We start from the raw sequence: 26504 nt of genomic DNA on the forward strand, positions 1-26504 counted from the left end.
TGATGATGTTCAGCCCTGTCGCATTCATTGTTGTTCAGCTTCGTCCTTACGATGAAAACACGCGTAAATTACGGGGAGTACCAGCAGCGTCAGGATTGTAGCAAACCCAAGCCCAAACATAATCACAACGGCCATGCTCTGGAAGAACACATCCAGCAGCAGGGGGGCGAGGCCAAGCACGGTCGTAAAGGCGGTGAGCAGGATGGGACGCAGGCGCGACGTGGCGGCGTAAACGATCGCAGTGTGCTGATCCTGCTGCGCTTTCTGCTGCTCAATCTCTTCCACCAGCACAATGCCGTTGCGGATCAGCATCCCGCTCAGGCTCAGCAGGCCAATCAGTGCCATAAAGCCAAAGGGGATCCCGGTAAGTAAAAAACCGGGCGTAACGCCGATCAGCGCCAGCGGCACGGTCAGCCAGATAGCGACGGCGTTTTTTACCGAACTGAACATCAGCACCGTGATCACAAACATCACCAGATACCCGAGCGGCAGCGTGGTAAATAGCCCCTGCTGCGCTTCGCTGGAGTTCTCCGCGTCCCCGCCCCATTCAATGCTGTAGCCATGGGGCAGAGGCAGGGCATCTATTTGCGGCTTCACGCGGGCGAGAATATCGCCGGACGTTTGCTGGCTTAGCGGGTCAGGGTCGGTCTGCACGGTCAGCACGCGCGAGCGGTCGCGACGCAGGATCAGCGGATCTTCCCACTCCAGCGCGAAGCCGCTGACGACGTTGCTCAGCGGAATATACTGCTGACGGGTCTGGCTCCATACCAGGACGTTATTCAGGTGATTGGCGTCCAGCCGTTCACTTTCCGGCGGGCGCACCACCACGGGTAACAGGTCGCTTCCTTCTCTGTACAGTCCCGCCCGGCTGCCGGAGAAATTCATCTCCAGGGCGTTATCGACGTCTTGCTTATCCACGCCAAGCTCACGTCCGAGCGCGGTGACGTACTGCGGGCGGATCACTTTGCTGCGGTTTTGCCAGTCGTTCCTGACGCTGTCCGTCGCCGGATCGCGCGTAAGAATGTTGTCTACCTGGCTGGCGATCAGACGCAGCCTGTCCGGATCGGGGCCCTTAATACGTATTTCAATGGCGCTGTCACCGGAGGGGCCAAACATCACCCGTTTCGTGCTGGCGTTAACCTGCGGGTAGTTCCGTGCAATGTACTCATCAACGTGGCGGGTCAGGGCGGGGATGTTACGCTGGTCGTCCATTCTCACCATGATTTGTGCATAGTTGCTGTACTGCCGCTGTCCGCTGTAGGTCAAAATAAATCGCATACTTCCCTGACCAATCGTCGAGACCGTAGTTTCCACGCCAGGCTGGCCGTTAATGGTTTTCTCGATATCACCGGTCATCTTCTCGGTCCAGTTAATGTCGGTCCCGTAAGGGAGCCAGAGGTCGACAAAGAAAATTGGCGTACTGGATGAGGGGAAAAAGTTCTGCCGCACCGAGCCAAAGCCCCAGATGGCGGCAGCCAGCAGTGCGGCCATCACCATCAGCGTTGGCGCTTTACGCCGTAACAGTGCATTGAGCAAACCCCGGTAGATCCGATAGATGCGTTTGTCGTAGGGATCCGTTTCGTCGGCGTCTGGCGGTGCAGCGTCATGTTTAAACAGCCACCATTTAATCAGCACCGGCGTAATGGTGAGGGCTGAGAACCAGCTCAGCATCAGTGAAATCAGCAACACCTGAAACAGCGACTTACAGTATTCGCCGGTGGAGTCCTGCGACAGCCCGACGGGCGCAAAAGCCAGGATGGCGATGACCGTCGCACCCAGCAGCGGCAGCGCAGAGCGGCGAATAATAGCGTTAATGGCGTTAAGCAGGGGCGAGCCCTGCTGCCGGGCTATCAGTACCCCTTCGACAACCACGATGGCGTTATCGACCAGCATACTGAGGGCGATGATCAGCGCCCCCAGTGAAATACGCTGTAGTTCTATGCCCCAGAGATACATGATCAGCAGCGTGCCCAGCACGTTGAGCGCGAGGGAAAAGGCGATAATGAGCCCGCTGCGTAAGCCCATAAAGATCAGCAACACACCGACGACAATCGCCAGCGCCATCAGGAAATTAATGATAAATCCATTGACGGAATGCCCGACCTCCGCCGCCTGATCGTAAAACAGGTCGATATGGATACCTGCCGGTTTCTCGGCTGACATCTGCTCAAGCTTCGCCTCCAGGGCATGTCCCACGTCGATCACGTTAACGCCGGGGATAAAGGAGACGCCCATGGTGACGGCTTTTCTGCCGTTGGCATGGTAGATGCTGGCAGGGGACGCATCCAGCCCACGTGACAGGGTGGCAATATCCCGTAAGCGGGTAGCCGCCCCAACGCCGGGCGGGGTCACTATGAGATCGGCTAGCTCGTCAATACTTTCGAATTCTCCGGTAGGATGCAGACGAATTGACTCAGTACCGGAGGGGATCTCTCCCGCGCTGGAAACCACGTTCAGCCTGCTGAGCTGGGCAGAAAGCTGGTTAAGCGTAATCCCGCGCGCGGCCATTTTGCTCAGAGAAATGTCCACGTTAATCTGCTGGGTGAGGGCTCCGCCGATGGCCACTTTGCCCACGCCCGGCACGAGGACCAACTCCCGGCGCAGCTGCTCGGCATACCGCACCAGTTCCGGATTGCTGAATTCATCGCCGGAAATGGCAAAGAAAAAGCCGAACACATCGCCAAAATCGTCATTCACAAACGGGGTCACTACCCCCGGTGGAAACTGTCGGGCGGCATCTCCCACCCGGCGACGCAGTTCATCCCAGATTTGCGGCAGCGCATTTGAGTGGTAGCGCGAGGCTATATTGACCGTGATCTGCGACAGGCCGCTGGAGGAGATGGAGCTGACGTTATCCAGGTAAGGTAACTGCTGAAGCGCGTTTTCCAGCGGCAGGGTGACCTCTTCCTCAACCTGCTGCGCCGACGCGCCCGGATAATGAGTGATTACCACCGCCGTTTTGATGGTAAACGCCGGATCTTCCAGTCTGCCGATGTTCAACAGGGCAATAATGCCACCTACGCCCAGCAGCAGAATAGTCAGCCAGACGCGAACCGGGTTGCTGATAAACTGACGAGAGATATCCATTACAGTCCCCGTTCACGCGTCCAGATACGTACCGGCTGGTTGGGATGTAACTCCCCAACGCCTGCGGCCACCACGCGTTCACCGGCCTTAAGCCCACCGACGATGACGACCCCCTCAGCGCTGACTTGCCCGACGCTGACCTTACGATCTTCCAGGTGCAACGTATCGCCTTCGCCCGTCACCACCCAGACGTGTGGCTCATTGCGCGGGCGGTTATCCGGGTTAAAGACCGCTTCAACCGGCACCACCAGCGCCTCACTGCCCACGCCCGCCGGTAGGTTGGTTAAATTGATGGTGACCGTTCCGCTGACGCCGCCCACGACGGGAAAATCATCCGGGCGGGGCATGGTTAAAATCACCTGCCAGGTCAATGTGTTGCTGTCGCTACTGCCTGAGTGCTCTTTGTACACAGCGGTAAACTCGCGACCGGGCAGGGCGTTGATCCTCACTACCGGTTTGTACTGCGCATTGCGGATATCGAAGGTGTTAAACAGGTTCTCTGGAAGGCTGAACACCACGTCCAGCAGGTCGGTACGGGTCAGGGTGACGACGGGCTGGCCGGCTGAGACGACCTGATGATTTCGCACATGTACGCTTGCCGCTGTCCCGCTAAAGGGGGCGACGAGCGTCATCTGGCTTAATTCCTCGCGAGCAATCTGTAGCGCGGCGTTTGCAGAATCGCGGTTTGCGCGCTGGACATCCATCTCGGCCTTCGACACGGCCTGGCGTCCTGCCAGGGTCTGGAAGCGGTCGAATTGCCGCTGAGCCAGGGTCGCCGCCGTTTGTCTGTCGTTCAGACGCTGCCGGGCTTCGCGATCGTTAAGACTGGCGAGCCGTTGCCCCTGTTTGACAACGGCACCCTGGCGAATGTCCAGAGTCTCAATCTGCCCGGCACGTTTGAACGCGAGATCGGTGGCGTCGCCGGATTCGATACGCGCGGGAAATACGCGCTGCTGCGCGTTGCCGGCCTTGACCACCTCTGTGACTTTTACCATTTTTGGCAGGGGTGCGGCGCGGTCGGGTTTGGGGTCGCACGCCGTCAGCAGCAATAAAACAGCAGGCAGAAGAGAGAGGTAGCGCTTCACAGTATTCCCCTGATAATAATTGTTTTATTTATTTCGTCATCAATGCTGGGGTGGCGCTATTCCGCCAGGGCCGAGACGACCACATAGGTAAATAAACCGATTGCTGTGCTGGCGATAATGGCAAGCGCAATAAACAAACCAAGGCGAATCAGGCTCAAACCGTACATGCATTCCTCCATGAGGTTGAAGGTGGCGCGGGATAATGAGAATGAACATGTTGCATGTCTGACTATGAGCATAGTCGGTGAATAAATAAATGTTAAATAACCATTATTAGTGGCGTGACATACTCAGGCGAAACAAGCGATACGATAGCGTATCCCCTTTGAATAACATCCTGATATTCCTGTGCTACGTTTAATAGCATCCATTCCTTTTTCCGTAAAAGGCATTCACGCCTGTACCCATAGGTTTGATGCGATCTCTCCTGATTCACTCACTGTTGTGTTGGTTATAAAAAGGATGCTTGATATGTATAAAACGATTCTGGTGCCGGTGGATGTATACGAAACAGCGTTGTCTGATAAAGCGCTACAGCATGCCCAATTCCTGGCGCAAAGCGCATCGGGTAATGTCCATCTGCTGTACGTTATGCCAAAGTTCTCGGCGGAACTGACCCGCGGTTTTATTGCAGACGCGAGAAAGATGGATGAATATATGATTAATAATGCTAAAGAAAAACTGGCCGCGCTGGTAAAAAAAATCAGCCTGCCGGAAGCAAATGTCCATCTACATGTTCGCAGCGGGAATATACGTGATGAGGTAATCAAACTGGCGGATGAACTTAACGTCGGCGCGATTATTGTGGGGTCGCGCAATCCCAATATTCAAACCCATTTATTAGGGTCAGAGGCGGCGAGTATCGTTCGTTATGCACATGTTCCTGTTTTCGTTATTCGTTAATGACATGAAAGCAAGGTGATTTCTGAAAAGAACCCGAGGAAGGAACGATGATAACAGAAAAGCCTCACCATCCGTATTATCAACAGACCGTTGATGAAACCCTGACAAATATCCAATCCAGCCTGGACGGACTTACCAGTGCAGAAGCCACCGCCAGACTGGAAAAATACGGTGAAAATGCCTTACCGCAAAAACCGGGTAAACCTGGCTGGCTGCGCTTTCTGGCCCATTTCAACGATGTCCTTATTTACGTCCTTCTGGCGGCGGCGCTGCTGAAGCTGATAATGGGACACTGGGTGGATATGTTTGTCATTCTTGGGGTGGCCATCATCAACGCCCTGATTGGACATATTCAGGAGAGCAATGCGGAGAAATCGCTGCAAAGCATTCGTAATATGCTCTCCAGCGAGGCTGTGGTCATCCGGCAGGGCAACCATGAAACTATCCCGACGACAGCGCTGGTGCCGGGAGATATCGTGGTGATACGCGCCGGGGATCGCATTCCTGCCGACCTTCGCGTAATAGAGGCGCACAACCTGCGGGTGGAAGAAGCTATTCTTACCGGCGAATCCACGGTAGTGGAGAAAAGCAGCGATGCGCTCCACGGGGAGTTGCCGTTAGGCGACCGTTACAACCTGCTTTATTCTGGCACCACCGTCAGCTCCGGCGGGGGAAAAGGGCTGGTGGTGGCGACCGGGGGGGAGACCGAACTCGGCCATATCAACCAGATGATGTCGGACATTGAAAAACACCGTACCCCGTTGATGGTGCAAATGGACAAGCTCGGCAAGACCATTTTTATCACCATTCTGGTGATGATGCTGGCGCTGTTCGTTTTCAGTCTTATCTTCCGTGATATGCCCGTATCAGAGCTGGTGCTGTCGCTGATTAGCCTTGCGGTGGCGGCGGTGCCGGAAGGTTTACCGGCCATTATCTCCATCATACTCTCGCTGGGCGTGCAGGCGATGGCGCGTCGCAAGGCGATTATTCGCAAGCTGCCTACCGTGGAAACGCTGGGGGCGATGACGGTGATCTGCTCGGATAAAACCGGCACCCTGACCATGAATGAGATGACGGTAAAAGCGGTGATTACCGCGGACACCACCTACCGCGTGGAGGGAGACAGCTACGAGCCGGTGGGCAATATTCACCCTGTTGACGATCCAACACCGGTAACCGTGACCCAGGGGTCTGTGCTGGAGCGCTATCTGCGCACCGTCGATCTCTGTAATGACAGCCAGCTGATCAAAGATGAGCAGGGGCTATGGAAAATCACCGGCGGGCCCACCGAAGGCGCGCTGAAGGTGCTGGCGGCAAAAATCCCGCTTCCGGCAATTGACGCCGAATTGCGCAGTAAAATCCCATTCGATTCGCAATATAAATACATGTCCACCCTGTATCGCCTGGGCGACGAAGAGGTGATGTTAATCACCGGTGCGCCGGACGTCCTTTTCCGTCTTTGCCAGCACCAGCAGACTCAAAACGGGCTGGAGCCGTTCAACCTGCACTATTGGGAAGAGAAGATTGAAGAGTATGCGCGCGAAGGATTGCGCATGGTGGCTGCGGCCTGGAAACCGGCCGCCAGCGGGCAGCGCGAGCTGACGCATGCGGATCTGCAAGAGGGGGTCATACTGCTCGGCATTGCGGGCATGATGGATCCCCCGCGCCCGGAAGCCATTTCGGCCATTGCCGACTGCTTGCAGGCGGGCATTCGCGTGAAAATGATTACCGGGGATCATCCACAAACGGCGATGAGCATTGGTCAGATGCTGGGTATTGGCAACGCGGCGAGCGCCATTACCGGGCGCGAACTGGAGGCGATGGACGACCACCAGTTGAGCGAGGCGGCGCAAAAATACGATATCTTTGCCCGAACCAGCCCGGAAGATAAATTCCGTCTGGTGCAGGCGCTGCAAAGTAAGCAGGAAGTGGTCGGGATGACCGGGGACGGCGTGAACGATGCGCCTGCGCTGAAGCGGGCGGATGTCGGCATCGCGATGGGGATCAAAGGTACTGAAGTCACCAAAGAAGCCGCCGATATGGTGTTAACGGATGATAACTTTGCCACCATTGCCCGGGCGGTCCATGAAGGGCGTCGGGTCTACGACAACCTGAAAAAGACCATTCTGTTCGTTATCCCGAGCAACATCGCCCAGGCCCTGCTGATCATTATTGCCCTGCTGGCGGGGAACCTTATCCCGTTAACACCGGTACTGATCCTGTGGATGAACATGGCAACCTCGGCAACGCTGTCGTTTGGTCTGGCGTTTGAAGCGGGTGAGAAGGACATCATGAACCGGCCGCCGCGTAAGTCTAACCTGCACGTGATGGACGGTTACGCCATCTGGCGTGTGGTGTTTGTCGGCCTGATGATTGCCATCAGCGCCTTTGTGCTGGAGGCCTGGCTGCAACCGCGCGGTTACTCGGCGGAGTTCATCCGCACCGTGTTGCTGCAAACGCTGGTCACTGCCCAGTGGTTTTACATGCTCAACTGCCGCGTCACCGACGGCTTCTCCCTGAGTAAAGGTCTGCTGGCTAACAAGGGCATATGGATCGTGAGCGGCGTACTTCTGGCCCTTCAGCTTCTGATCGTCTATGCGCCGTTTATGCAGATGTTGTTCGGTACCGAAGCGCTGCCGTTCCGCTACTGGATCATTACCTTCCTGATCGGGTTCGCAATGTTCATGATTGTGGAAGCGGAAAAAGTCCTTACCCGGAGATGGCGCACGACGAAAGGTTAACTGAATGAGTTGGCTAAGCCTGCCCACCGGCAGGCTTTCTCTTTGACCGAGTACAGAACACTATGATTCGATTTGCCGCGTTCGTTTTTACGCTTTGTATACTGGTTCCCGCTGCATCTGCTGTAACCTACCCACTCCCCCCCGAGGGGAGCCGCCTGGTGGGAGCGCCGATAACTGTCACCGTTCCTGAAGGCAATACCCTGCCGCTCGAAGCGTTTGCAGCGCAGCACGGGCAAGGGTTAAGCAATATGCTGGAAGCTAACCCGGGGGTAGATCCGTTTTTACCACGTGCCGGTACAGCGCTGGTGGTGCCGCAGCAGCTTATTCTGCCGCCAACCGTGCGTGAAGGGATTGTGGTGAACGTCGCGGAAATGCGTCTTTACTATTATCCACCCGGCAGCAACACGGTTGAGGTGCTGCCTATTGGCATCGGTCAGGCCGGGCGCGAAACGCCGCGTAACTGGGTAACCGCCGTTGAACGCAAGCAGGAAGGCCCAACCTGGTCACCCACGCCAAACACGCGACGTGCTTACGCGAAGGAGGGGAAAACGTTGCCCGCGTTCGTGCCCGCCGGGCCGGATAACCCGATGGGGCTGTATGCCCTTTATATCGGCAGGCTGTACGCGATCCACGGTACCAACTCAAATTTCGGCATTGGCCTGCGCGTCAGCCAGGGCTGCATTCGCCTGCGTAATAACGATATCAAATACCTGTTCGATAACGTTTCGGTGGGGACGCGGGTACAGCTTATCGATCAGCCCGTAAAAGTGACCACCGAGCCGGATGGTAGCCGCTGGGTAGAGGTTCACGAGCCGCTTTCACGCAATCGCGCGGAATTTGAATCAACCCGAAAAGTGCCGCTGCCCATTTCGGCCGCGCAAAGGACGCAGCTGATAAGTGAAGGGGCGGGCGCTGAGCTGGAACGGCGGTCGGGGATGCCGGTGAGGCTTGCAATGCCCGGTGGCGTTGCGCTTTCCGGGCCTACAGGACCGTAGGTCGGGTAAGCAGAGCGCCACCCGACAAACTTACCAAACGCAGAAAAGCAAAAAGCCTGCTTAAAAGCAGGCTTTTTAAATTTGGCTCCTCTGACTGGACTCGAACCAGTGACATACGGATTAACAGTCCGCCGTTCTACCGACTGAACTACAGAGGAATCGTGTGAACGGGGCGCATATTATCGACCTGCGTACGCCTTGTCAAAGGATGGATCGCCGACTTTAGACTGTTTGCTGACAAAAACAGCAAACTGACGTTTTTGCCAACGGAATGCACCATTATTGTGCAGATATACCCCGAATGGGGCAGATCGGAATCCGTTGTCGCTGTCTGAAAACAGGCACCAGCGATTGGCTTTCCTTATTTTCAGCCGCTTAGCAAAGATATTTATTCGCTGCCAAAACCTGGCATCCATATTGCAAAACCTGTTTAACAATACAGCCGTTACCGGCACGCTATTTTCGAACAGGGGGCAACATGAACTTAAGACGACTGAAATACTTCGTAAAAATCGTCGATATCGGCAGCCTGACCCAGGCGGCTGAAGTGCTGCATATCGCGCAGCCTGCGCTGAGCCAGCAGGTCGCGACTCTGGAAGGCGAAATGGACCAGCAACTGTTGATCCGCACCAAGCGCGGCGTAACGCCTACCGAAGCGGGAAAAATTTTATATACCCATGCCCGTACGATCCTGCGTCAGTGCGAACAGGCGCAACTGGCCGTGCACAACGTAGGTCAGACCCTGAGCGGGAATGTCTCCATCGGCCTGGCACCGGGAACGGCCGCATCGTCGGTAACCATGCCGCTGCTTCAGGCGGTGCGCGCGGAGCTACCGGAAGTGCTGGTTTATCTGCATGAGAACAGTGGTTCCGTGCTCAATGACAAACTGCTCAACGGTCAGCTGGATATGGCGGTGCTGTACGATCGCTCACCGGTTGCCGGGATTACCAGCCAGCCGCTGCTTAAGGAAGATCTTTATCTGGTCGGGACCCGTGATTGCCCCGGCCAGAGCATTGATTTAACCGCCGTGGCAGAGATGAACCTGTTCCTGCCGCGCGACTACAGCGCCGTGCGCGTTCGCGTTGACGAAGCGTTCTCGCTGCGCCGTCTGACGGCGAAGATTATCGGGGAGATTGATTCCATCTCCACGCTGACTGCCGCCATTGCCAGCGGCATGGGGGTAACGGTACTGCCCGAGTCTGCCGCACGTTCACTGTGCAGCGCGGCGAATGGCTGGATGGCCCGCATCACCACGCCATCCATGAGCTTACCGCTGTCGTTGAATATGTCCGCGCGCGGCTCCCTGTCACCGCAGGCGCAGGCGGTGAAAGAGATCCTGATGTCTCTGGTCAGTAAGCCGTCGCTGGAAAATCGCGAGCTGCAACTGGTCAGCTGATATTCCAAATAAGCATAAGATGCTGGTTTTTATTATTTGTTCTCCAGCCCGGCTGACTCTAACAATAGCCTTATGTCAGATGCGCCGGAGTGAATCGTGAATTTCCAGCAACTTAAAATTATCCGTGAGGCGGCCAGGCGGGATTACAACCTGACCGAGGTCGCTAACATGCTTTACACCTCTCAGTCGGGTGTCAGCCGACATATCCGCGAGCTTGAGGAGGAGTTAGGCATTGAGATTTTTATCCGTCGCGGCAAGCGCCTGCTGGGCATGACGGAGCCAGGCAAGGCATTGCTGACCATCGCTGAGCGCATTCTCAACGAGGCCAGCAACGTTCGTCGGCTGGCAGATCTCTTTACCAACGACGCGTCAGGTGTGCTGACAATCGCCACCACCCATACGCAGGCGCGCTACAGTCTTCCGACCGTTATCAAAGCATTTCGTGAGATCTTCCCGGACGTACGTCTGGAACTGATCCAGGGCACGCCGCAGGAAATCGAAGTGCTGCTGCATAACGGTGGGGCAGATATTGGTATCGCCAGTGAACGGCTGAGCAACGACCCGCTGCTGGTGGCGTTCCCGTGGTTCCGCTGGCATCACAGCCTGCTGTTACCCGCCGATCACCCGCTGAATCAGGTTTCGCCCTTGACGCTGGAAGAGATCGTCAAATGGCCGCTGATTACCTACCGGCAGGGCATTACCGGACGCTCGCGCATTGATGAAGCGTTCAAGCGTAAAGGGCTCACACCGGACGTGGTGCTGAGCGCACAGGATTCCGACGTGATCAAAACCTACGTCGAGTTAGGGCTGGGGATTGGCCTGGTGGCCGAGCAGTCTGGCGGAGAATATGAAGCCGGAAATCTGGTGCGCCTGGATACGCGTCATCTTTTCGACGCGAATACCGTCTGGCTGGGGCTAAAGCGCGGGCAGCTTCAGCGCAACTACGTGTGGCGATTTATCGAGTTGTGCAATGCAGGGCTGTCCGTGGATGAGATCAAACGCCAGGTGATGGAGCCGGAAGAGGTGGCGATTGATTATCAGATTTAGTCGCTAATCAGTAGGCCGGGTAAGGCGCAGCCGCCACCCGGCAAATTTACCGAACCCACAAAAGCAAAAAGCCTGCTTTAAAAGCAGGCTTTTTAAATTTGGCTCCTCTGACTGGACTCGAACCAGTGACATACGGATTAACAGTCCGCCGTTCTACCGACTGAACTACAGAGGAATCGTGTGAACGAGGCGCATATTATCGACCTGCGTGCGCCTTGTCAAAGGGGAAAACACCGTTTTTGTTCGTTTGCCGACAATTTCAGCAAACCGATGATTTAATAGCAAATTTGCTTTCAAATTGCACAGCAAATCGCGCCGCCCGCAGACAGGCGGCGCGCAGGATCAGAACAGAACGGAGTAGTTCAGACCAAACGTACGTCCACGGCCTTTATAAGTATAAAGACCCGGTGCACCGTAGGTTGGACTATACAGCCCCGGTGCGCGCTGGCCCCAGGCGGTGGTGTAGTCTTTGTCCAGCAGGTTCTCCACGCTGAAGCTGACTTTGCCCACCGGCAGGGCGTAGCTACCCAGGAAATCAACGGTGTTATAGCCATCAATCTTCTTACCGTCGGCGTCAGACACGTCGAAGGTTTGTGTGCTCTGCACGCGCAGGGCCCAGTCGCCCGGCGCCCAGTTCACCCATGCGCTGGCTTTCGACGGGCTGGCGCTGTCGACCGTCAGCTTCTCCCATTTCCCGTTTTCACGCGTTTCGGACTTGATGGCGTTAAAGTTCGCCCCGGTGCTCCAGTCGCTGTCGGTGAAGAAATAATCCACCTGGCCTTCAATCCCATAGATACGACGTTTGTCGTCTTCCAGGTTGATGGTCATGTCGCTCTTGTTGATGGTGATGGTTTTATCCGAGAGCGAGTAGTAGGCCGCCACCTGGGTACGCAGGTTATCGCCGGTGAAGCGCCAGCCCAGCTCGTAAGCATTGACCTTAATACCGTCCAGCGTTGAGTCGTTCACGTTCACGCTGTTTTGCAGGCGATAGTGACCATCGACCAGCTGATAGGTGCCGGAGCCGTAGTACTTCGCCAGGTCTGGAATTTCGAAGCCCTGGGAGAAGTTAAACCACAGCTGTTGCTGTTCGGTCAGACGTCCAAGGATCCCGGCGTTAAACAGGAAGTTGTTGTAGTCGGTTTTCCCGCCCGGCACCGCGTCAGCGGAGGTGGCTTTGCCCGTGGCGATTGCCTGCTGCTGGGCGTAACCGACAAAATCGTCCACCTTGTTTTCGGTGTACTGGTAGCGCACGCCACCGCTCAGGGTGATAGCGTCAATGTCATAGCTGGCTTGCAGGAACGGCGCGAGGTTGGTAATGCTGTATCCCGGGTAACGGCCCACGTTGTAGGCGTTGTCCAGCTCCATGCCGCCGCTCGCCGCCGCTTTGCTTAAGTCGAAGAACTGCTGGTTGGCGTCGAACGTTTCGTGATCGGCATCCACACCCCAGGTGAGGGTCAGGTCGTCCATCGGCTTGCTGTTTAGCGTCAGCTTGCCGCCGTAAAAATCGGTTTTCTGCTGGGACGCGCCAATGCTGGTCACCGCGCCTTTGCTCAGCGTCGGGAACGGGTAGTAGGTCAGGCTCTCATCACGGTAGTAAATCTGCGCAACCAGATCCTGCCCCCAGAAGTCGGTGTTCGAGTACTGCAGGTTGATCAGGTGACGCTCTGTGCCCGGGATACGGTCAGAGTCCAGGTTGTCTTTGTTATAGGCTTTGGCATCGCCCGTGACCGCAGCGAAATTCTCTCCGAGGAACAGCCCGTGTTTGCCGTCGGATTCGCTCTTGTAGTACTGAGTGGTTAACTGGAGCTGCTGATGATCGTCGATGTTGATGGTGCCCGTTCCCATCACGTCGATACGGTCGGAATACTGCAAGCCGGTCTGGGTGTTATCGATAATCACCTCGTCGCCGTTGCCGTCATACCAGCCGCCGTAGCGCTGATAGGAGACCGACAGACGTCCAGAGGCGTTGTCGTTGCCGCCGCTCACGGCTGCTGAGACGTTCTCATCATGGTCGTTATGGCTGTTAAACCCGCTTTTTGCCCCGGTCTGGAACTCCACTTCGGTCTCCGGCTGGCCTTTTTTGGTGACGATGTTCACCAGACCGCCGGTACTGCCGCCGCCGTACAGCGAGGTGGCGCCGGAAATGACTTCGATACGGTCAATGTTGAACGGATCGATAGAGTCGAGCTGGCGGCTGTCGCTGCGGGACGAGTTCAGGCGCACGCCGTCCACCATCACCATCATGGAGCGACCGCGCAGGTTCATGCCGTAGTTGGTACGTCCCTGGCTGCTGACGTCCATGCCGGGGATCAGCTGGGCCAGCACCTCTTTAATCTCTTTCCCGCCCTGAACCTGCTGCTCAATTTCCGCCCGCTCTATAACCCAGGTGGTTTGCGCCATCTCTGCCACGCTGCGATGTGCCCGGCTGGCAGAAACCACAATATCTTCTTCCTTTTGTTCTTCCGCCCACGCAGAGGTAGAAAGCATGGCAAGCAAGCACGGATTTAAAACCCAAAGATGAGAACGTTTCATTGTTATGTTGATCCTGAATGTGTGTGTCAGTACTCGGTGGTCTTCATTAATGATTTAAAAACCTGGCTGCTCTCCGGGCTGGTGGTGCTCCGCCAGTGGATCACGCCGGGGGTGGTTGCCAGTTCAAACGGCTCGTCATCGTGAGCGCGATTCAGAATTCGCGCCGCGCGCCAGGCCATCAGGCTGAGCTGGGGTTCGGCAATACCGAGACGGTGCATCCCGGCATTGACGGCAAACAGGCGGTTGCTCTGCGGGCCGTCCCATTCAAGGGTAAAATCGTTGTTGATGCAGAAGGCTTCATCCTCATCCAGACGCAGTCGGGAAGAGAGCGGGGCGAGAAACGCGGGCTGCACGGCGCGGTAGCCGGTGGCGAAAATCACCACATCGCTCTCCAGCTGTTCGCGCCCGCCGTCCAGGTGATGCTGGATGCTGAGGCGCTGCCCGTTCTCCTGGCGCGTCAGCGCCGTCACCGAGCGGGACGGCATCAGGTGCGCCCAGGGTTTTTCCCGCAGCACTTCGAAGCGGTGATACATGGCACGATAGATGGCCAGCAGCGACTCCGTGGTGATCCCGTCGGAGGTCATCTTCTGCTCCTGCAACATCTGGCGACGGGCGTCGTCACCGAGGGTGGAGAAGCTGTCCACATACTCCGGCGTGAAATACTCGTTAGCAAACGCGGCTTCATCCAGCGCGTTGTAGTTGTTGCGACGCGAGATCCAGTTGAGGCTCAGCGGCTGGCCCCATTCCCCACGGAAGATATTCAAAAACAGATCCGCACCGCTCTGGCCGCCGCCGACGACGGTGACGCGCTTGCCTGCTAAATCCGGCGTGCGCAGCATCATTTCGCTGGCATGGAAGCAGGTGTCGTCCTGCGCGGTGACGCAGTCTGGCAGATTGATCTGCTTCCCAATCCCCACGCAGACGTGGCGCGCCAGGAAGCGATCCCGCTGGGTCACGACCTCAAACAGACCGTTTTGCTCATCAAAGCTGACCTGCTGCACCTGCTGGCTGAAGGCCAGATTAGTCAGGTTATCCGCCGCCCAGCACAGGTAGTCGGCAAACTCCTCGCGCGAGACGGTGCGCTGCTCGGTAGTGAGGAAACGGTAGAACTTTTTGCGCTGTACCAGGTAGTTCAGGAAGCTGTGGCGGTTGGTTGGCTCCACGGCGCTGACCAGATCCTTCAGGAAGCTGGTCTGCATATGGCAGTCCGGTACCATCATTCCCGGGTGCCAGGAGAAGTGCGGCTTGCGTTCAAGAAACAGCGAGCTAAAACCGTCCAGCCCCTCTGCCAGCGCGGCAATACTGAGGTTGAACGGACCGATACCAATGCCGATGAAATCATAGGTTTTCATTGCGCTGACTCCTGGGAGACCAGAAAAAGAGGGTTATCAAGATCGCAGACGTAGTTCGGCAGCATGCGGTTGCCGCCATCGTGTTCAGAGAAGGTCAGTTTGACCGGGTTGAGGATCACGCGAATAATCTGCGGCTTAAACAGGTCGAACTTCGCGAAGCGCGCCGCAAGATCCGGATGGGCGGCCATATAGCGACGTAACACCTGCGCCAGGATCTGATAGAAGCGGGTTTCGCTCACGCCGCATTGCAGGGTGAGACGGGAAATAAAGCGCAGCACCGTGACAAAGTTGCCGGTTTGCAGGTCGTGGATGATGTAATCCGCACTGAGGCGTGCGGTGACGGCTTTTACCTGCTCCGGCAGGCTCTGCGCCTGCGGGAAATCCTCGTCCACCAGGCGCATGTCGCCCTGGAAATCCTTCAGCAGAATGCGCTGTGGGACGTAATCTTTCATCACCAGCGTGACGTTCTGGCCGTGGGCGATGAGCGCCACCCCGTAGCGGCAGAGCAGGTGATAGAAGGGGATCACCGTCGCCTCAAACAGCTTTTCCAGCCATGCGTCTGCGGTTAACCCCGAGCGTTTGATCCATGCGTCAATCAGCGGGCGCCCGTCGTTATCGGTTTCCATCAGCGCGGCCATCAGCACCGCCTGTTCGCCATCCTGTAAATAGCAGGATGGGTTCTCGCGCCAGATCACCCCCAGCATCTCCTGATAGCGGTACGGCGCCTCAGGCAATGCGGCATAACCCGGATGCGACAGATATCCGGCTGCGGGTTCGCCAAGCACCTGCGCCCCGGAGTGAATCAGCGTGGCATCGCTGGCGAACTGCTGCTGTAGCCAGCGCGAGGCCAGCGGACCGGCGGCAATATACTTGCCCGGAATACCGCGGTAGCAGGAAGTGTTGTAGATGGTCAGCGGCAGCTTGATGTCATACGGCGCGCGACGGCTGGCGTTGGTCAGCGTGCGCAGGGACTGCTGCGCCAGATACTCATCGCCGAACTCTCCCAGCTCCACCATCTCACCGCGCGCGAGCTGTGCCAGGAAATGAATGGCAATTTTTTGCTGCCACTGCCACGGATGCAGCGGCACCGGCAGCCAGCTGTCGTCCAGATCCAGTTCCTGCCAGCGGGCGTCGAATCGGTTGCGCTCGGCATCGTCCATGGCGCTGGCGAGCAGGGTGTTGATATCGCAATCGGCGTCACTGCTCCAGACCAGACGATCGCGTTGCACGGCGACCCAGTGCAGACGAAAACGCCCGCGATATTCCGGCGCGTAAAGGCGCAGGGCATCCAGCCCCCAGCCGCGGCGTCCCTTGTTGAAAATAAACTTCGGGTGACCGCGCATAAGGCACTGTAATTCGTCCGGGTCGAGGTGGATCAGCGCATCGGCATCCAGCGTGTCACGCGCCTGCAACAGCTGCATGTCGCCCCGCAGCGTGGCGTAGAGATCTTCCATGTGCTCCGCCGTTTGCGCGTCGCTCATCTCCAGCACGGTGGCCAGTTGCAGCAGCGCGTTTTCCGCTTCGACCGCCGCGCTGCTGGCGGTGGTCAGGGTATCAGGGTCAATATGCAGCCAGCCCCAGATCCCACGCGTGGCGCTAAACTGCCAGGTCGCGTTGCCCATACTGATGCGCCAGTAGTCCGCCGAAACCGGCTCGGCGCGCAGGGTGCGTTCATATTCCAGTTCAGCGAGGATCTTCGCCACCATCTCGCGGTTCACTTTCTGCCAGAGCGCGTTCACAGTTCCACCTCATGGAAGAAGCGGTGACGCTCGCTCATGATGAGACGGGAACGTTTGTGCGGGAAGTCGAACTCTTTCAACGTGTCAAAACCGGCGGATGCCAGATGGCGGAACAGACGCTGGTTGTCGAAGCGCGGTTCCGCCACAATGCGCGCCGTACGCGGTTCATCGAGATACAGATAGTGGCTGAGGCCGCGTAGCCAGCTGCGGATATACTGCGCCCCGCGCCAGTTCTCTTCACCCACCAGCATGTGCAGTCCGCGATCATAGGGCTGCCAGCGATAGTGGCGGCCAATGCGGTCTTCCGCCGCCCAGTAAAGTTCAAAATAGCCGAACGGCTGGTCGTCAAAGCAGCCGATCACCGGGTAGCAATAGGTCGAGTCGAGCTGACGGCGCAGGTAGTTCTCCTGCTCGGCCTGCGGGCCCGCCATCTCCCAGAAGGCGTTCACGCGTGGGGTGTTCATCCAGCGGGTAAAACGCTCGCCGTCCAGCGCCACGTCCGCCACGCGGAAGCTCAGGGTGCGCTTAATCTGCGGATCGTAACGGCGATACACTTCGCCCTGCGGACGATGAGGGCGCAGCGGGAAGTACAGCTGACGGCTTTCATCAAACTGCATTCCGCCGCTCGCCTGCGGACGTTCGCCTTTCAGCCACAGCGGCAGCTGCCAGAATATTTCGCGCGCCAGATAATCCCCGTTTGCGAGGCTAAACAGCGCCTGCGCCTGAGGTTCATCCTGCCAGGCGGCCCACGGCAGGGTAATGCCGGTCAGGGCGGGTGCGGCAACAAACAGCTGGTCGAGGGCGTCCACCAGCCAGCCGTCCGGGAGCCCGGCCAGACGCGCAAGGACCGCGCTGCCGTCAAGACCCAGCGTCAGCGGCAGGTTTTGTTCCGTGGCCGTACAGCGAAAGCCGTAGCCGGAATGGACGATATTCGCGTTTGCCATCACGCCTTCTCCTTATAAAACGGGTTGCTAAAGTCGAAATAGATCACCGCCGGATCGACGATGGTGTTTTCGTTGCGATCGTGCAGGTAGCAGAAGAAGTTGCCTTTGCAGTTCCAGGTCGGGCTGTCGAGCACATAATCAAGGCAGCGGGTCTGCTTCGCCGTCGTGCGCAGTTTGGCCAGCGCGTCACGCACGCGGGGCATCAGGTTCTCTTCGTTGTCGAAGCCGGCAGCGGCGAGCGCGGCGGTGACGGCAAGGGTAGAGTTCAGCAGCAGGTAATAAGGGAAGTAGCGCAGCAGCTGGCTCTCACCGAAGCGGTTTTCCACCTCGGTTTCGCCTGCCTCTTTCAGCCACGCGTCGGCCCCTTCGGTCCAGGCGCTGCCCTGACAATCGCGGTAGATCAGCCCAACGGGGAAATCCTGCTGCATCTCAACGAGGATATTTTGCTGGTGCGCCAGCAGGACCAGACCGTAGTCCGCCTCGGCGCTGAACAGCGGAAGCAATACGCGGTCGCAGTAGGCGTCCAGCCAGCAGCGTGCGGCCTGGGCGAGCGGGAGATCCAGACGCTGGCTCAGACGGCGCACCGCCGCCGCCAGCAGGCTGTCGCCGCCGTCCGGTGCCGCCTGGGTCAGGCTCACCAGCACGTTGGTTTGGGTATCTGGCGTATCAAACAGCAGGTTGACGCGCAGGGCCATCAGGCTCTCTTCCTGAATGACGCCGCTTTCATCGCGCAGCCCGGCCCAGCCGTCTTCCTGCATCACGCGCATGGTCGGGTAGCGCGCCTGGAGTTCCTGCCAGCGTGCCGTTTTCGCCAGCCGCGCCAGGCGCATGCCGCGCTTAACTTCTTTGACCGACAGCGTGCGCACGGAGTTGGTCAGCCGCACGCTGAGGGAAAACTTAATCATGTCGCTATTGGTTTCGCTGTACAGCGAGCGGGAAGAGCTGGTAGGCAGCCACTGTGCGCCCGCCTCGCCAAGATCCCGCAGGGCGCCTTTTTCAACCAGACGCTGGCACCACGGCTGCTCCAGCAAATAGGCAGCCTGCCACGGATGCATCGGCAGCAGCCAGCGGGTGTCGGTGAAGTGGCCGAGAAGATCCGGCGCACTCTGGGCCGCGAAGCGCAGCAGACGTTCACGCAGGGAGACGTTCAGACTGTCCCCGGCAATCAGTTCATGCTCAACCGCAAACCAGCGCAGCGGGAAGCGCGAGGCGAAATCCGGCAGATAGCGGCGCGCCTCGGCCTCGTTAAACGGCTCGTGCGATTTTGGGGCAGGATGAAAAGCATGGCCGACCAGCAGCGCCTGTTCCGCTTCGGCAAAGGTCAGCGGCTTATCGCGCAGGTTTGCCCAGTTGTGGCGTAAATCAATGGCTTGCCAGGTGTGCGTATGGCTCTCCAGGACGCGCTGCTTAAAGCGCGCCAGCGTATCGGCGTCCAGAGCGCCTTTTACTGTCTCTTTTTCAAGTATGAAATCAATCAGTTGATGGAATGTGACCGTGTCACCGCCGTCGCTGTCGGCCTGAATCAGCGTGGCCGGGAAACAATACTGGTGATGCTGCGTGGGGGAGAAATAGCGTACCGGAACCCGGATGGCCTGGGTTGGTGAGAGCGGGATATGTATCTGCGATAACTCATCCGCACGGGTTGCGGGAAGATAGTGCCAGTCCTTCGTTTCGCGCAGCAGCGCGTTCAAAAAACACTGGGCCGCAACATCTGTACCGGCGGAGCGGGGCAGAGCACGCATAGATGTACCTCATTCCATGACTGATAATAATTCTCGTTATGATATTCATTCTGTTTACAGCCGCAACTATTTTTGCAATATTTGTTTTCATAAACTTCATAATTTCCACACATTTATTGACATTATCTTCACAATTCTATGCGCACCTGTACTGAGAACATCACAGACAATATGGCCCCGAAGGCAAACTGGCCCCTTGCACTGGGCGCCGGTTTATTGGGTATCGGACAAAACGGTTTGCTGGTCATGCTGCCGCAGCTGGTCTCCCTGACCGGACTGTCGCTCTCCGTCTGGGCCGGGCTGCTGATGTTCGGCTCGATGCTCTTTTTACCCGCATCGCCCTGGTGGGGACGCCAGAGCGAGCGGCACGGCTGTAAGGTCGTGATGCTGGCCTCGTTAGGCGGCTATCTGGCGAGCTTCGTCGTGATGGCGCTGGTGGTCTGGGCGATGGCCAACGGCGCGCTGAATGCCCTCTGGGGACTGGCGGGCCTGGTTCTGTCGCGCATGCTGTACGGCCTGACGGTATCGGGGCTGGTGCCTGCGGCCCAGACGTGGGCCATTCAACGCGCGGGGCTGGATAAAAGAATGGCAGCGCTGGCAACGATAAGCTCTGGCCTTAGCTGCGGGCGTCTGCTGGGACCGCCTCTGGCCGCGCTGATGCTCAGCGTCAGCCCGGTCGCACCGCTCTGGCTGATGGCGCTGGCGCCGTTTATCGCGCTGCTTCTGGTGCTGCGCGAAGCCGCCGATCCCCCGCTGCCGCCGGTGGCGCACCAGTCGACGCGGTTACAGGCCTCTATGATGCCTTTCCTGCTGCTGGCGCTGCTGCTGGCGGCGCTGGTCAGCCTGATGCAGCTTGGTTTATCGCCGCATCTTCATCCGTTATTTAATGGCGATGCCGTGCAAATCAGCCATCATGTCGCCCTGCTGCTGAGCCTGGCCGCGCTGGCGACCCTGGCGGCGCAGTTTCTGGTGGTCCGCCCGCAGCATTTTAGCCCGAGGGTTTTACTCTTAATTGCCGCGGTCTTGATGGTGGCGGGGCTTGGGCTGATGTGTCTCGCCAGTTTAGCCCTGTTCTACGTGGGCATTGTCATCACCTCGCTGGGTGCCGCCATGGCCACGCCGGGATACCAGCTTTTGCTCAACGATCGGCTGACGACGGGCAAAGGGGCAGGGGTGATCGCCACCAGCCATACGCTGGGGTACGGGGCCAGTGCGCTGCTGGTACCCGTGGTGACGCGCTTTTACGGTGAGCAGTTTTTGATTACTGCCGCATGGGGAATGGCGCTGCTGTTTCTCGCGGTGAGCGTGTGGGTACGATCGACCGATCGTACCCCTGCTGAACATTAGTGGAACGGATGAGAGGAGGTGCTGGCTGCGTCCTCACTTTGCCGCAGACGCTGGAGCGGATCCTGCTGGTAAAACTGGCAGAAACGCTGCCACAGCGCCGGGAAGCGTGGGGCGAAAAGCTCAGGTGCGCTAAAGAAATACTCGGACAGCACCGCGAAGCACTCGGCGGGATCGGTCGCGGCATAGGCATCAATGCTGGCCGCGCTTTCACCCACCAGGTCTATCTCATCCTGAATGTTTTCCATCGCCGCGTGCAGGTCGTGCTCCCATCCCGCGACTTCACGCAGCGGGATCAGCGGCACGCCGCTGGCGCGATCGCCGTTGCGGGTATCCAGCTTATGCGCTACTTCGTGAATGATCAGGTTGAAGCCCGAGGCATCGAACGAGTCCTGAATATCCAGCCAGTTGAGGATGATCGGCCCTTGCTGCCAGCTCTGCCCGGACTGCACCATACGCTGGTTGTGCACCAGCCCGATGTCATCCTCCCACTCATCATCGACGATAAACGGCGCCGGGTAGATCAGCACTTCATGGAAGCCATCCAGCCATTCGATACCCAGCTCCAGTACCGGTAAGCAGAAGAGCAGGGCGATGCGCGAATTTTTAAGCGGATCCAGTTCGAAGCCCTGTAGCGGCACCAGCCGTTTTTGCTGTAAGAAACGCTCGGCCAGCTGAATCAGCTTTGATTGCTCTTCAGGCAAGAGATTAGCCAGCACGGGGATCGCCAGAGCCTCATCCCAGGGCAGCGCCATATTTCGACCAGCTTCGTTCGTTTTCCAGGGCCACTTAATCATCGCTTTGCTCGTTACTCGCACGTGAACAAAATGGAAAGGTCAGGGGCTGTTAGCATGCCAACATACTCTGTTAAGCAGTATGACACTCCTCTTCGGCGGCATGCAGACTGGCAGCCTGTTTAAGAGGAATCCAGCCCGCATAAACTATCACTATGTGCCGTCAGGTTGATAGCGCTTTAGGGGTATCCCCTTCATTTTGTGAAGTATGTCGTACGCGGCTATGATAAATCTCTTCTTACCCTACCGTGCTTAAGGATCCCGTCAGTATGCCCGTCAATTTTGACCTCAACGATCTCTACGCCTTCCGCGCTTTACTGGAATACGGCAATTTCCGTCTTGCGGCAGAGTCTATTTGCCTTTCCCAGTCGGCGTTGAGTCGCAGAATTGAAAAGCTGGAGGCGGCACTGGGGACAAAACTGTTCGACAGAACCACCCGGCGCGTCACGCTGACCCTGTATGGACAGACCTTTGCCGACCGGTGCGGGCAACTGCTTGTCGACGTGGAGTCCATGCTTTCGGATATCGATAAGGCCAGCGAGGAGCGCACGGGATTGATCACCGTGGCGACGGTGCCGTCAGCCGCCTGTTACTTTATGCCGGATGTGATCCGCCGCTTTCAGTCCCGTTACCCCCGCGTGCGCATTAAACTTATCGACAGCAGCGCCGGAAATGTTATCGAGGCCGTCACACGCGGACAGGCGGATTTTGGTATCTGCTTTGCCCGGAGTTTACAGCCCGACATCGAGTTTGTCCCGCTGGTGGAGGACGTCTACGTGGCCGCCTGCCGACGAGACAGCCCGCTAGCAAAAAGAAAAAGCCTGACGTGGCAGGCTTTTTATCAGCAGGATTATATCGGTCTGGATAAGACCTCCGGCAACCGCAATCTTCTCGACCAGCGGGTCGGACATATTCGGCCTGAGCGCCCCAGCATCTGCGAAACGCGTCACGTGACGACTATGCTCGGGATGGTTGAAGCCGGGATCGGCATTGCGGCCGTTCCCGCCATGTCAATGCCCCGCGCAGAGCATTCGCTGCTGACGTCGGTGCCTTTAACCGAGCCAGAGGTCAGGCGAACCGTGGGGTTGATTCGCCGCCGCGGGCGGATCCAGTCCTACATTGCTGCCGAACTCGAAACGCTGATCACCGAGCAGTATCGCGAGGTGCACTGACGGGCGTTAAGCCCGTTGCCGTAATGACGCTGGCCGCCTGTGGCGAGGAGAGAAAGGCCAGCAGCGCTTTTCCCTGTTCGGGATGGTCGGCCTTCTGCGTTACGGCTCCGGCGAAACGGGTAATGTACTGCATGTCGTCAGGCAACTTACCCACAAACGTCACGCCCGGGACCGGCAGAAGCTCGCTCACCTGCTGAAAGCCGAGATCGTATTTCCCTTTTGCCACTTCAGACGCCACCGGGATGCGCTCAACCCGGTGCGCTTTATTTTGGACCTGGCCGTCGATGCCCAGCTTACGGAACAACTGGCTCTCAACATACCGGCCGCTGGCGCTGTCGGAATAAGCCATGGAATGCGCCTTCAGCAGCGTTTGCCGCAGGGCGGGTACCGTACTGATATCCGGCACCGGCGCGCCCGCTTTGACGACCATCCCGACGGGCGAATCCGCCAGCTCCACGCGGGAGCCCGCCGCCGTCCTGCGATCCTGTTCCAGTTTCGCCAGCGCATCGCCCACCATAATCACCACGTCCGCTTTTTCGCCCCGGGCGAGCCGGGCCGGAATGGCCTGCGGTGTTTTGCCCATCGACGGGCCGGAGACCACAATGAGCCTGTCGCCGCTTTGCGCTTCGTACTGCGGCGTCAGCTTCTCCAGCGCCGCTTTGAAGCCACCAGAAATCATCACCGTTACCTCCTGCGCAAGCGTGCCCGCGCTGAGGGTGGCGAAGGTCAGGGCGGCAATCACCGTTCTGAATGTAAGCATGAGGGATCACTCCTTAACGGCGGTTTGCAGGATTAACGTGCGACGACGATAGAGATAAAGCGTTGCCAGCAGGGCGCAAACGGCGGCAAAGCTCATCCAGTAGCCCGGGGAGGCTTTATCGCCGGTGTACTCAATTAAGGCGGTAGAAATCACCGGCGTGAAACCGCCAAAGACCGCCGTTGCCAGGCTATAAGCCAGCGAGAAGCCCGCCACACGCACCTCTGCTGGCATGATCTCCGTCAGGGCCGGGATCATCGCGCCGTTATACAGGCCGTAGAGGAAAGAGAGCCACAGCAGCACGGTCAGCATCATGGAGAAACTCGGGGCTGCCGCCAGCATCGTCAGTGCCGGATAGCTGGTCGCCAGCGCCAGCAGCGTCATGGCGATCAGCACCGGTTTGCGTCCGAAGCGGTCCGACAGCGCACCGCCAATCGGTAGCCAGATGAAGTTAGAAATGGCTACCAGCAGCGTGACCAAAAGACTGTCCGAGGCGCTGAGCATCAGGACTTTTTTACCGAAGGTCGGTGCGTAAACGGTGATCAGGTAAAACGCGGTGGTGGTCATCGCCACCATCAGCATGCCCGCGATGACTACTGGCCAGTTGGCGAGCAGCGTTGTGAAGACCTGACGCATCGCCAGATGGTGGCGACGGGCGCTGAATTCCTCGGTCTCTTCGAGTTTGCGGCGCAGGAAAAAGATGAACGGCACAATCAGACAGCCAAACAGGAACGGAATACGCCACCCCCATTCGCGAATGGCACTCTCTTCCAGCACCATATTCAGCGCAAAGCCCATCGCCGCCGCGATCATAATGGCGACCTGCTGGCTACCCGACTGCCAGCTGGTGTAGAAACCCTTGCGGCCCGGCGTGGCGATCTCCGCCAGATAAACCGAAACCCCGCCCAGCTCGGCGCCTGCCGAAAAGCCCTGCAACAGGCGGCCGGTCAGCACCAGCAGCGGCGCCCACAGGCCAATGCTCTGATAAGAAGGGATCAGCACAATCAGAAAGGTTCCGGCGGCCATAATCGACAGGGTGACGATCAGCCCTTTACGGCGGCCCACTTTATCAATGTAAGCCCCCAGCACAATGGCCCCGATCGGACGCATCAGAAAGCCCGCGCCAAAGACGGCGAAGGTCATCATCAGCGACGCAAATTCACTGCTTGCCGGGAAGAACGTGTGGGCGATGTAGGTGGCATAAAAGCCGAACAGAAAGAAGTCGAATTGCTCAAGAAAGTTGCCCGACGTGACGCGGAAAATTGCGCCCGCTTTCGAACGAACCGTTGCAGGTGAGGTTGAGGAAACCATGATTATCTCCAGTTTTATAGTGACGTTATGCTCGTCTGTTTCTGAAAACTGGATCAGGAAGTGGAAATTGATAAGCGCAAATCGCGCATGGACTGATGCGTGTGGTGCATTAATGACAAAGCGTTGACCAGTATTTACATATTCAACAATAACTTAACATTTCGGTGATCTTTTATTTACCACATTTCGCTAAGTTGCTGATATATCAGTTTTGTGACACCGCGCAGGTGAGAAGCCAGGCGGGGCCTGGCTTGGGATTATCAGCGCAGCGCGTTGGCAATCGCGCTAAACATCAGCGACGCTTCCAGCGGCTGGGCGCTGAATGACGGCTCTGCCTGCGGCCAGGTGGACCACTGGACGATAACCAGTTTTTCTTTCTGATTAACCACGATCATCTGACCAAAAATACCCAGCGCCCACAGGGAATCCTTCAGCGAATTTTCGACTTTCGGCTCCACGTTTGTGGCGGTGGCCGGCACTTCGTTGTTCCACCACTGGTAGCCGTACAAGCCTTTCGGATGCGCGGCGGACACCGATCCTTTGGCCTGTGTCCAGGCTGAGGACTGCTTCACCCAGCCCTCGGGGAGGATCTGCTTTCCGTCCGGCAATGTACCGTTATGCAGGATAAACTCCCCGAAACGCCCCCAGTCTTCCAGCGTGGCGTTGAACCCATGCGCTCCCACGTCGTGCTGGCCTTTGCTGTAGGCATGCCACACGCCGTCGCTCGCCATGCCGTACGGCTGCCAGATGCTTTTCTCCAGATACGCCGCGAGCGTCATGCCGGTGGCGCGCTCAAGCACATCGCCTAACAGCCAGGCGCCACCCGAGGAATAGGACCAGTTTTCACCCGCCGGGTGTTCACGGTGTAATCCTTTCACCAGGGTGCGCACGCAGTCGTAGGTGCCCGGTTTCGCTTCGCATTCGGTAAGCCGGGCGAAGTCTGACTGCGGGTTAGTGTAATCTTCGTTCCACGCCACGCCCGAGGTGTGGGTGATGAGCTGTTTTAGCGTTACGCCCTCCCAGGCGGTGCCTTTTAAATCCGGTTCGTACTGGGTGATGAGGTCGTCCAGGGAGTGGATTTTACCCTCTTTTATCGCAACGCCCACCAGCGCGGAAACCACCGATTTGCCCACGGAACGCGACGTCCAGAGCGTTGAGTTGGTATTGCCTTCTCCCAGGTATTTATAGGCCACTTTGCCATTTTTCAGCACCAGCATGCCGCTGACGTTCTGGCGTTTCAGGTAATCCTGAAGATTGTAAATCTTACCCTTCACCTGATAGCGGGCATCGGTGAGCGGTTTTTCTGCGGGCAGCAGCGGCGTTGCGTTGCCGTGGCGGAACACATCGCCCGCGTAGTTGCGGTAGTCATTGCGAAAGCCCACCACGCGATCGGCCTGGCTCCAGGTGAGCATGGTATGTGCGTCCGGGAGTCTGGCATCGAAAGGCGCCGGACAGGTCGTGAGGTCGGTACCGTTGCAGGCCGCCATGACGGCGGGCGAGAGCAGGCTGCTGACAACCAGCGCCGCGAGCAGTGTGCGGTTTGTTTTGATTTTCATATTTATC

The 26504-nt window shown here is 57.8% G+C and carries 18 protein-coding genes and 2 tRNA genes; 7 read left to right on the forward strand and 13 right to left on the reverse strand.

Features of this window, described 5'->3' with window-relative positions:
- Nucleotides 1-24 precede the first annotated feature (24 nt).
- Both AC4OVS_RS08100 and AC4OVS_RS08105 read right to left on the reverse strand, forming a co-directional pair.
- On the reverse strand, nucleotides 25-3087 hold the full coding sequence (locus AC4OVS_RS08100; protein WP_491922309.1) for an efflux RND transporter permease subunit: 3063 nt from the start codon (nucleotides 3085-3087) through the stop codon (nucleotides 25-27).
- Nucleotides 3087-4172 (reverse strand): efflux RND transporter periplasmic adaptor subunit, encoded by a 1086-nt coding sequence (locus AC4OVS_RS08105; RefSeq protein WP_023300515.1) that lies wholly within the window; start codon nucleotides 4170-4172, stop codon nucleotides 3087-3089. Before AC4OVS_RS08105 ends, AC4OVS_RS08100 begins: the two co-directional genes overlap by 1 nt.
- 471 nt (nucleotides 4173-4643) lie before the next feature.
- On the opposite strand from AC4OVS_RS08105, the gene AC4OVS_RS08110 reads away from it, so the two are divergent.
- The 3 genes from AC4OVS_RS08110 to ldtA all read left to right on the forward strand — a co-directional run bounded on the left by AC4OVS_RS08110 (nucleotide 4644) and on the right by ldtA (nucleotide 8811).
- Nucleotides 4644-5075, forward strand: coding sequence for a universal stress protein (locus tag AC4OVS_RS08110; protein WP_023300514.1), 432 nt, complete (start codon nucleotides 4644-4646; stop codon nucleotides 5073-5075).
- 47 nt (nucleotides 5076-5122) lie between these two features.
- Nucleotides 5123-7816 carry a cation-transporting P-type ATPase gene (locus AC4OVS_RS08115; protein WP_023300513.1) on the forward strand — a complete coding sequence of 898 codons (2694 nt, stop codon included), beginning with the start codon at nucleotides 5123-5125 and terminating at the stop codon, nucleotides 7814-7816.
- A gap of 62 nt (nucleotides 7817-7878) precedes the next feature.
- Nucleotides 7879-8811: a L,D-transpeptidase gene (ldtA, locus tag AC4OVS_RS08120; protein ID WP_032671311.1), complete on the forward strand. Its 933-nt coding sequence runs from the start codon at nucleotides 7879-7881 to the stop codon at nucleotides 8809-8811.
- A gap of 82 nt (nucleotides 8812-8893) precedes the next feature.
- Here the strand turns inward: ldtA and AC4OVS_RS08125 are convergent.
- Nucleotides 8894-8969, reverse strand: a tRNA-Asn gene (locus AC4OVS_RS08125).
- A 320-nt stretch (nucleotides 8970-9289) separates the two neighbouring features.
- On the opposite strand from AC4OVS_RS08125, the gene nac reads away from it, so the two are divergent.
- Complete coding sequence (gene nac, locus AC4OVS_RS08130) at nucleotides 9290-10207, forward strand: nitrogen assimilation transcriptional regulator NAC (protein ID WP_022648585.1); 918 nt, start codon at nucleotides 9290-9292, stop codon at nucleotides 10205-10207.
- A 96-nt stretch (nucleotides 10208-10303) separates the two neighbouring features.
- Nucleotides 10304-11254, forward strand: a complete 951-nt coding sequence (gene cbl / locus AC4OVS_RS08135) for an HTH-type transcriptional regulator Cbl (RefSeq protein ID WP_003859532.1) — start codon at nucleotides 10304-10306, stop codon at nucleotides 11252-11254.
- A gap of 99 nt (nucleotides 11255-11353) precedes the next feature.
- Here cbl and AC4OVS_RS08140 read toward each other — a convergent pair.
- The 6 genes from AC4OVS_RS08140 to AC4OVS_RS08165 form a co-directional block, all read right to left on the reverse strand.
- Nucleotides 11354-11429 (reverse strand) — tRNA-Asn (locus AC4OVS_RS08140).
- Nucleotides 11430-11596: 167 nt separating this feature from the next.
- Entirely contained in the window at nucleotides 11597-13786 is a 2190-nt protein-coding gene (locus AC4OVS_RS08145; RefSeq protein ID WP_048966154.1) for a TonB-dependent siderophore receptor, read from the reverse strand.
- Nucleotides 13787-13812: 26 nt separating this feature from the next.
- Nucleotides 13813-15138, reverse strand: a complete 1326-nt coding sequence (locus AC4OVS_RS08150; protein ID WP_023306541.1) for a lysine N(6)-hydroxylase/L-ornithine N(5)-oxygenase family protein — start codon at nucleotides 15136-15138, stop codon at nucleotides 13813-13815.
- Nucleotides 15135-16877 (reverse strand): aerobactin synthase IucC, encoded by a 1743-nt coding sequence (iucC, locus tag AC4OVS_RS08155; RefSeq protein ID WP_425968102.1) that lies wholly within the window; start codon nucleotides 16875-16877, stop codon nucleotides 15135-15137. Before iucC ends, AC4OVS_RS08150 begins: the two co-directional genes overlap by 4 nt.
- Nucleotides 16874-17821: a GNAT family N-acetyltransferase gene (locus tag AC4OVS_RS08160; protein ID WP_045623407.1), complete on the reverse strand. Its 948-nt coding sequence runs from the start codon at nucleotides 17819-17821 to the stop codon at nucleotides 16874-16876. Before AC4OVS_RS08160 ends, iucC begins: the two co-directional genes overlap by 4 nt.
- Nucleotides 17821-19563, reverse strand: a complete 1743-nt coding sequence (locus tag AC4OVS_RS08165; protein WP_491922310.1) for an IucA/IucC family protein — start codon at nucleotides 19561-19563, stop codon at nucleotides 17821-17823. Before AC4OVS_RS08165 ends, AC4OVS_RS08160 begins: the two co-directional genes overlap by 1 nt.
- 138 nt (nucleotides 19564-19701) lie before the next feature.
- Here AC4OVS_RS08165 and AC4OVS_RS08170 point away from each other — a divergent pair, with 138 nt between their 5' ends.
- A complete protein-coding gene (locus AC4OVS_RS08170; RefSeq protein ID WP_491922311.1) occupies nucleotides 19702-20910 on the forward strand; it encodes an MFS transporter in 1209 nt (402 codons plus the stop codon).
- Here AC4OVS_RS08170 and mtfA read toward each other — a convergent pair.
- Nucleotides 20907-21704: a DgsA anti-repressor MtfA gene (gene mtfA, locus AC4OVS_RS08175; protein ID WP_022648578.1), complete on the reverse strand. Its 798-nt coding sequence runs from the start codon at nucleotides 21702-21704 to the stop codon at nucleotides 20907-20909. The two genes, AC4OVS_RS08170 and mtfA, sit on opposite strands and share 4 nt — an antisense overlap.
- A 266-nt stretch (nucleotides 21705-21970) precedes the next feature.
- Between mtfA and psrA the strand changes: the two genes are divergently transcribed.
- Entirely contained in the window at nucleotides 21971-22873 is a 903-nt protein-coding gene (psrA, locus tag AC4OVS_RS08180) for an L-proline-binding transcription factor PsrA (protein ID WP_023300505.1), read from the forward strand.
- Here the strand turns inward: psrA and AC4OVS_RS08185 are convergent.
- The 3 genes from AC4OVS_RS08185 to AC4OVS_RS08195 form a co-directional block, all read right to left on the reverse strand.
- Nucleotides 22845-23633 (reverse strand): substrate-binding domain-containing protein, encoded by a 789-nt coding sequence (locus tag AC4OVS_RS08185; protein ID WP_063150055.1) that lies wholly within the window; start codon nucleotides 23631-23633, stop codon nucleotides 22845-22847. The two genes, psrA and AC4OVS_RS08185, sit on opposite strands and share 29 nt — an antisense overlap.
- A gap of 6 nt (nucleotides 23634-23639) precedes the next feature.
- Nucleotides 23640-24941, reverse strand: coding sequence for an MFS transporter (locus tag AC4OVS_RS08190; protein ID WP_023300503.1), 1302 nt, complete (start codon nucleotides 24939-24941; stop codon nucleotides 23640-23642).
- 260 nt (nucleotides 24942-25201) lie between these two features.
- A complete protein-coding gene (locus AC4OVS_RS08195; RefSeq protein WP_045308603.1) occupies nucleotides 25202-26497 on the reverse strand; it encodes a serine hydrolase domain-containing protein in 1296 nt (431 codons plus the stop codon).
- Between the last annotated feature and the right edge of the window lie 7 nt (nucleotides 26498-26504).

The organism is Enterobacter sp. 4974935 (assembly GCF_058661735.1).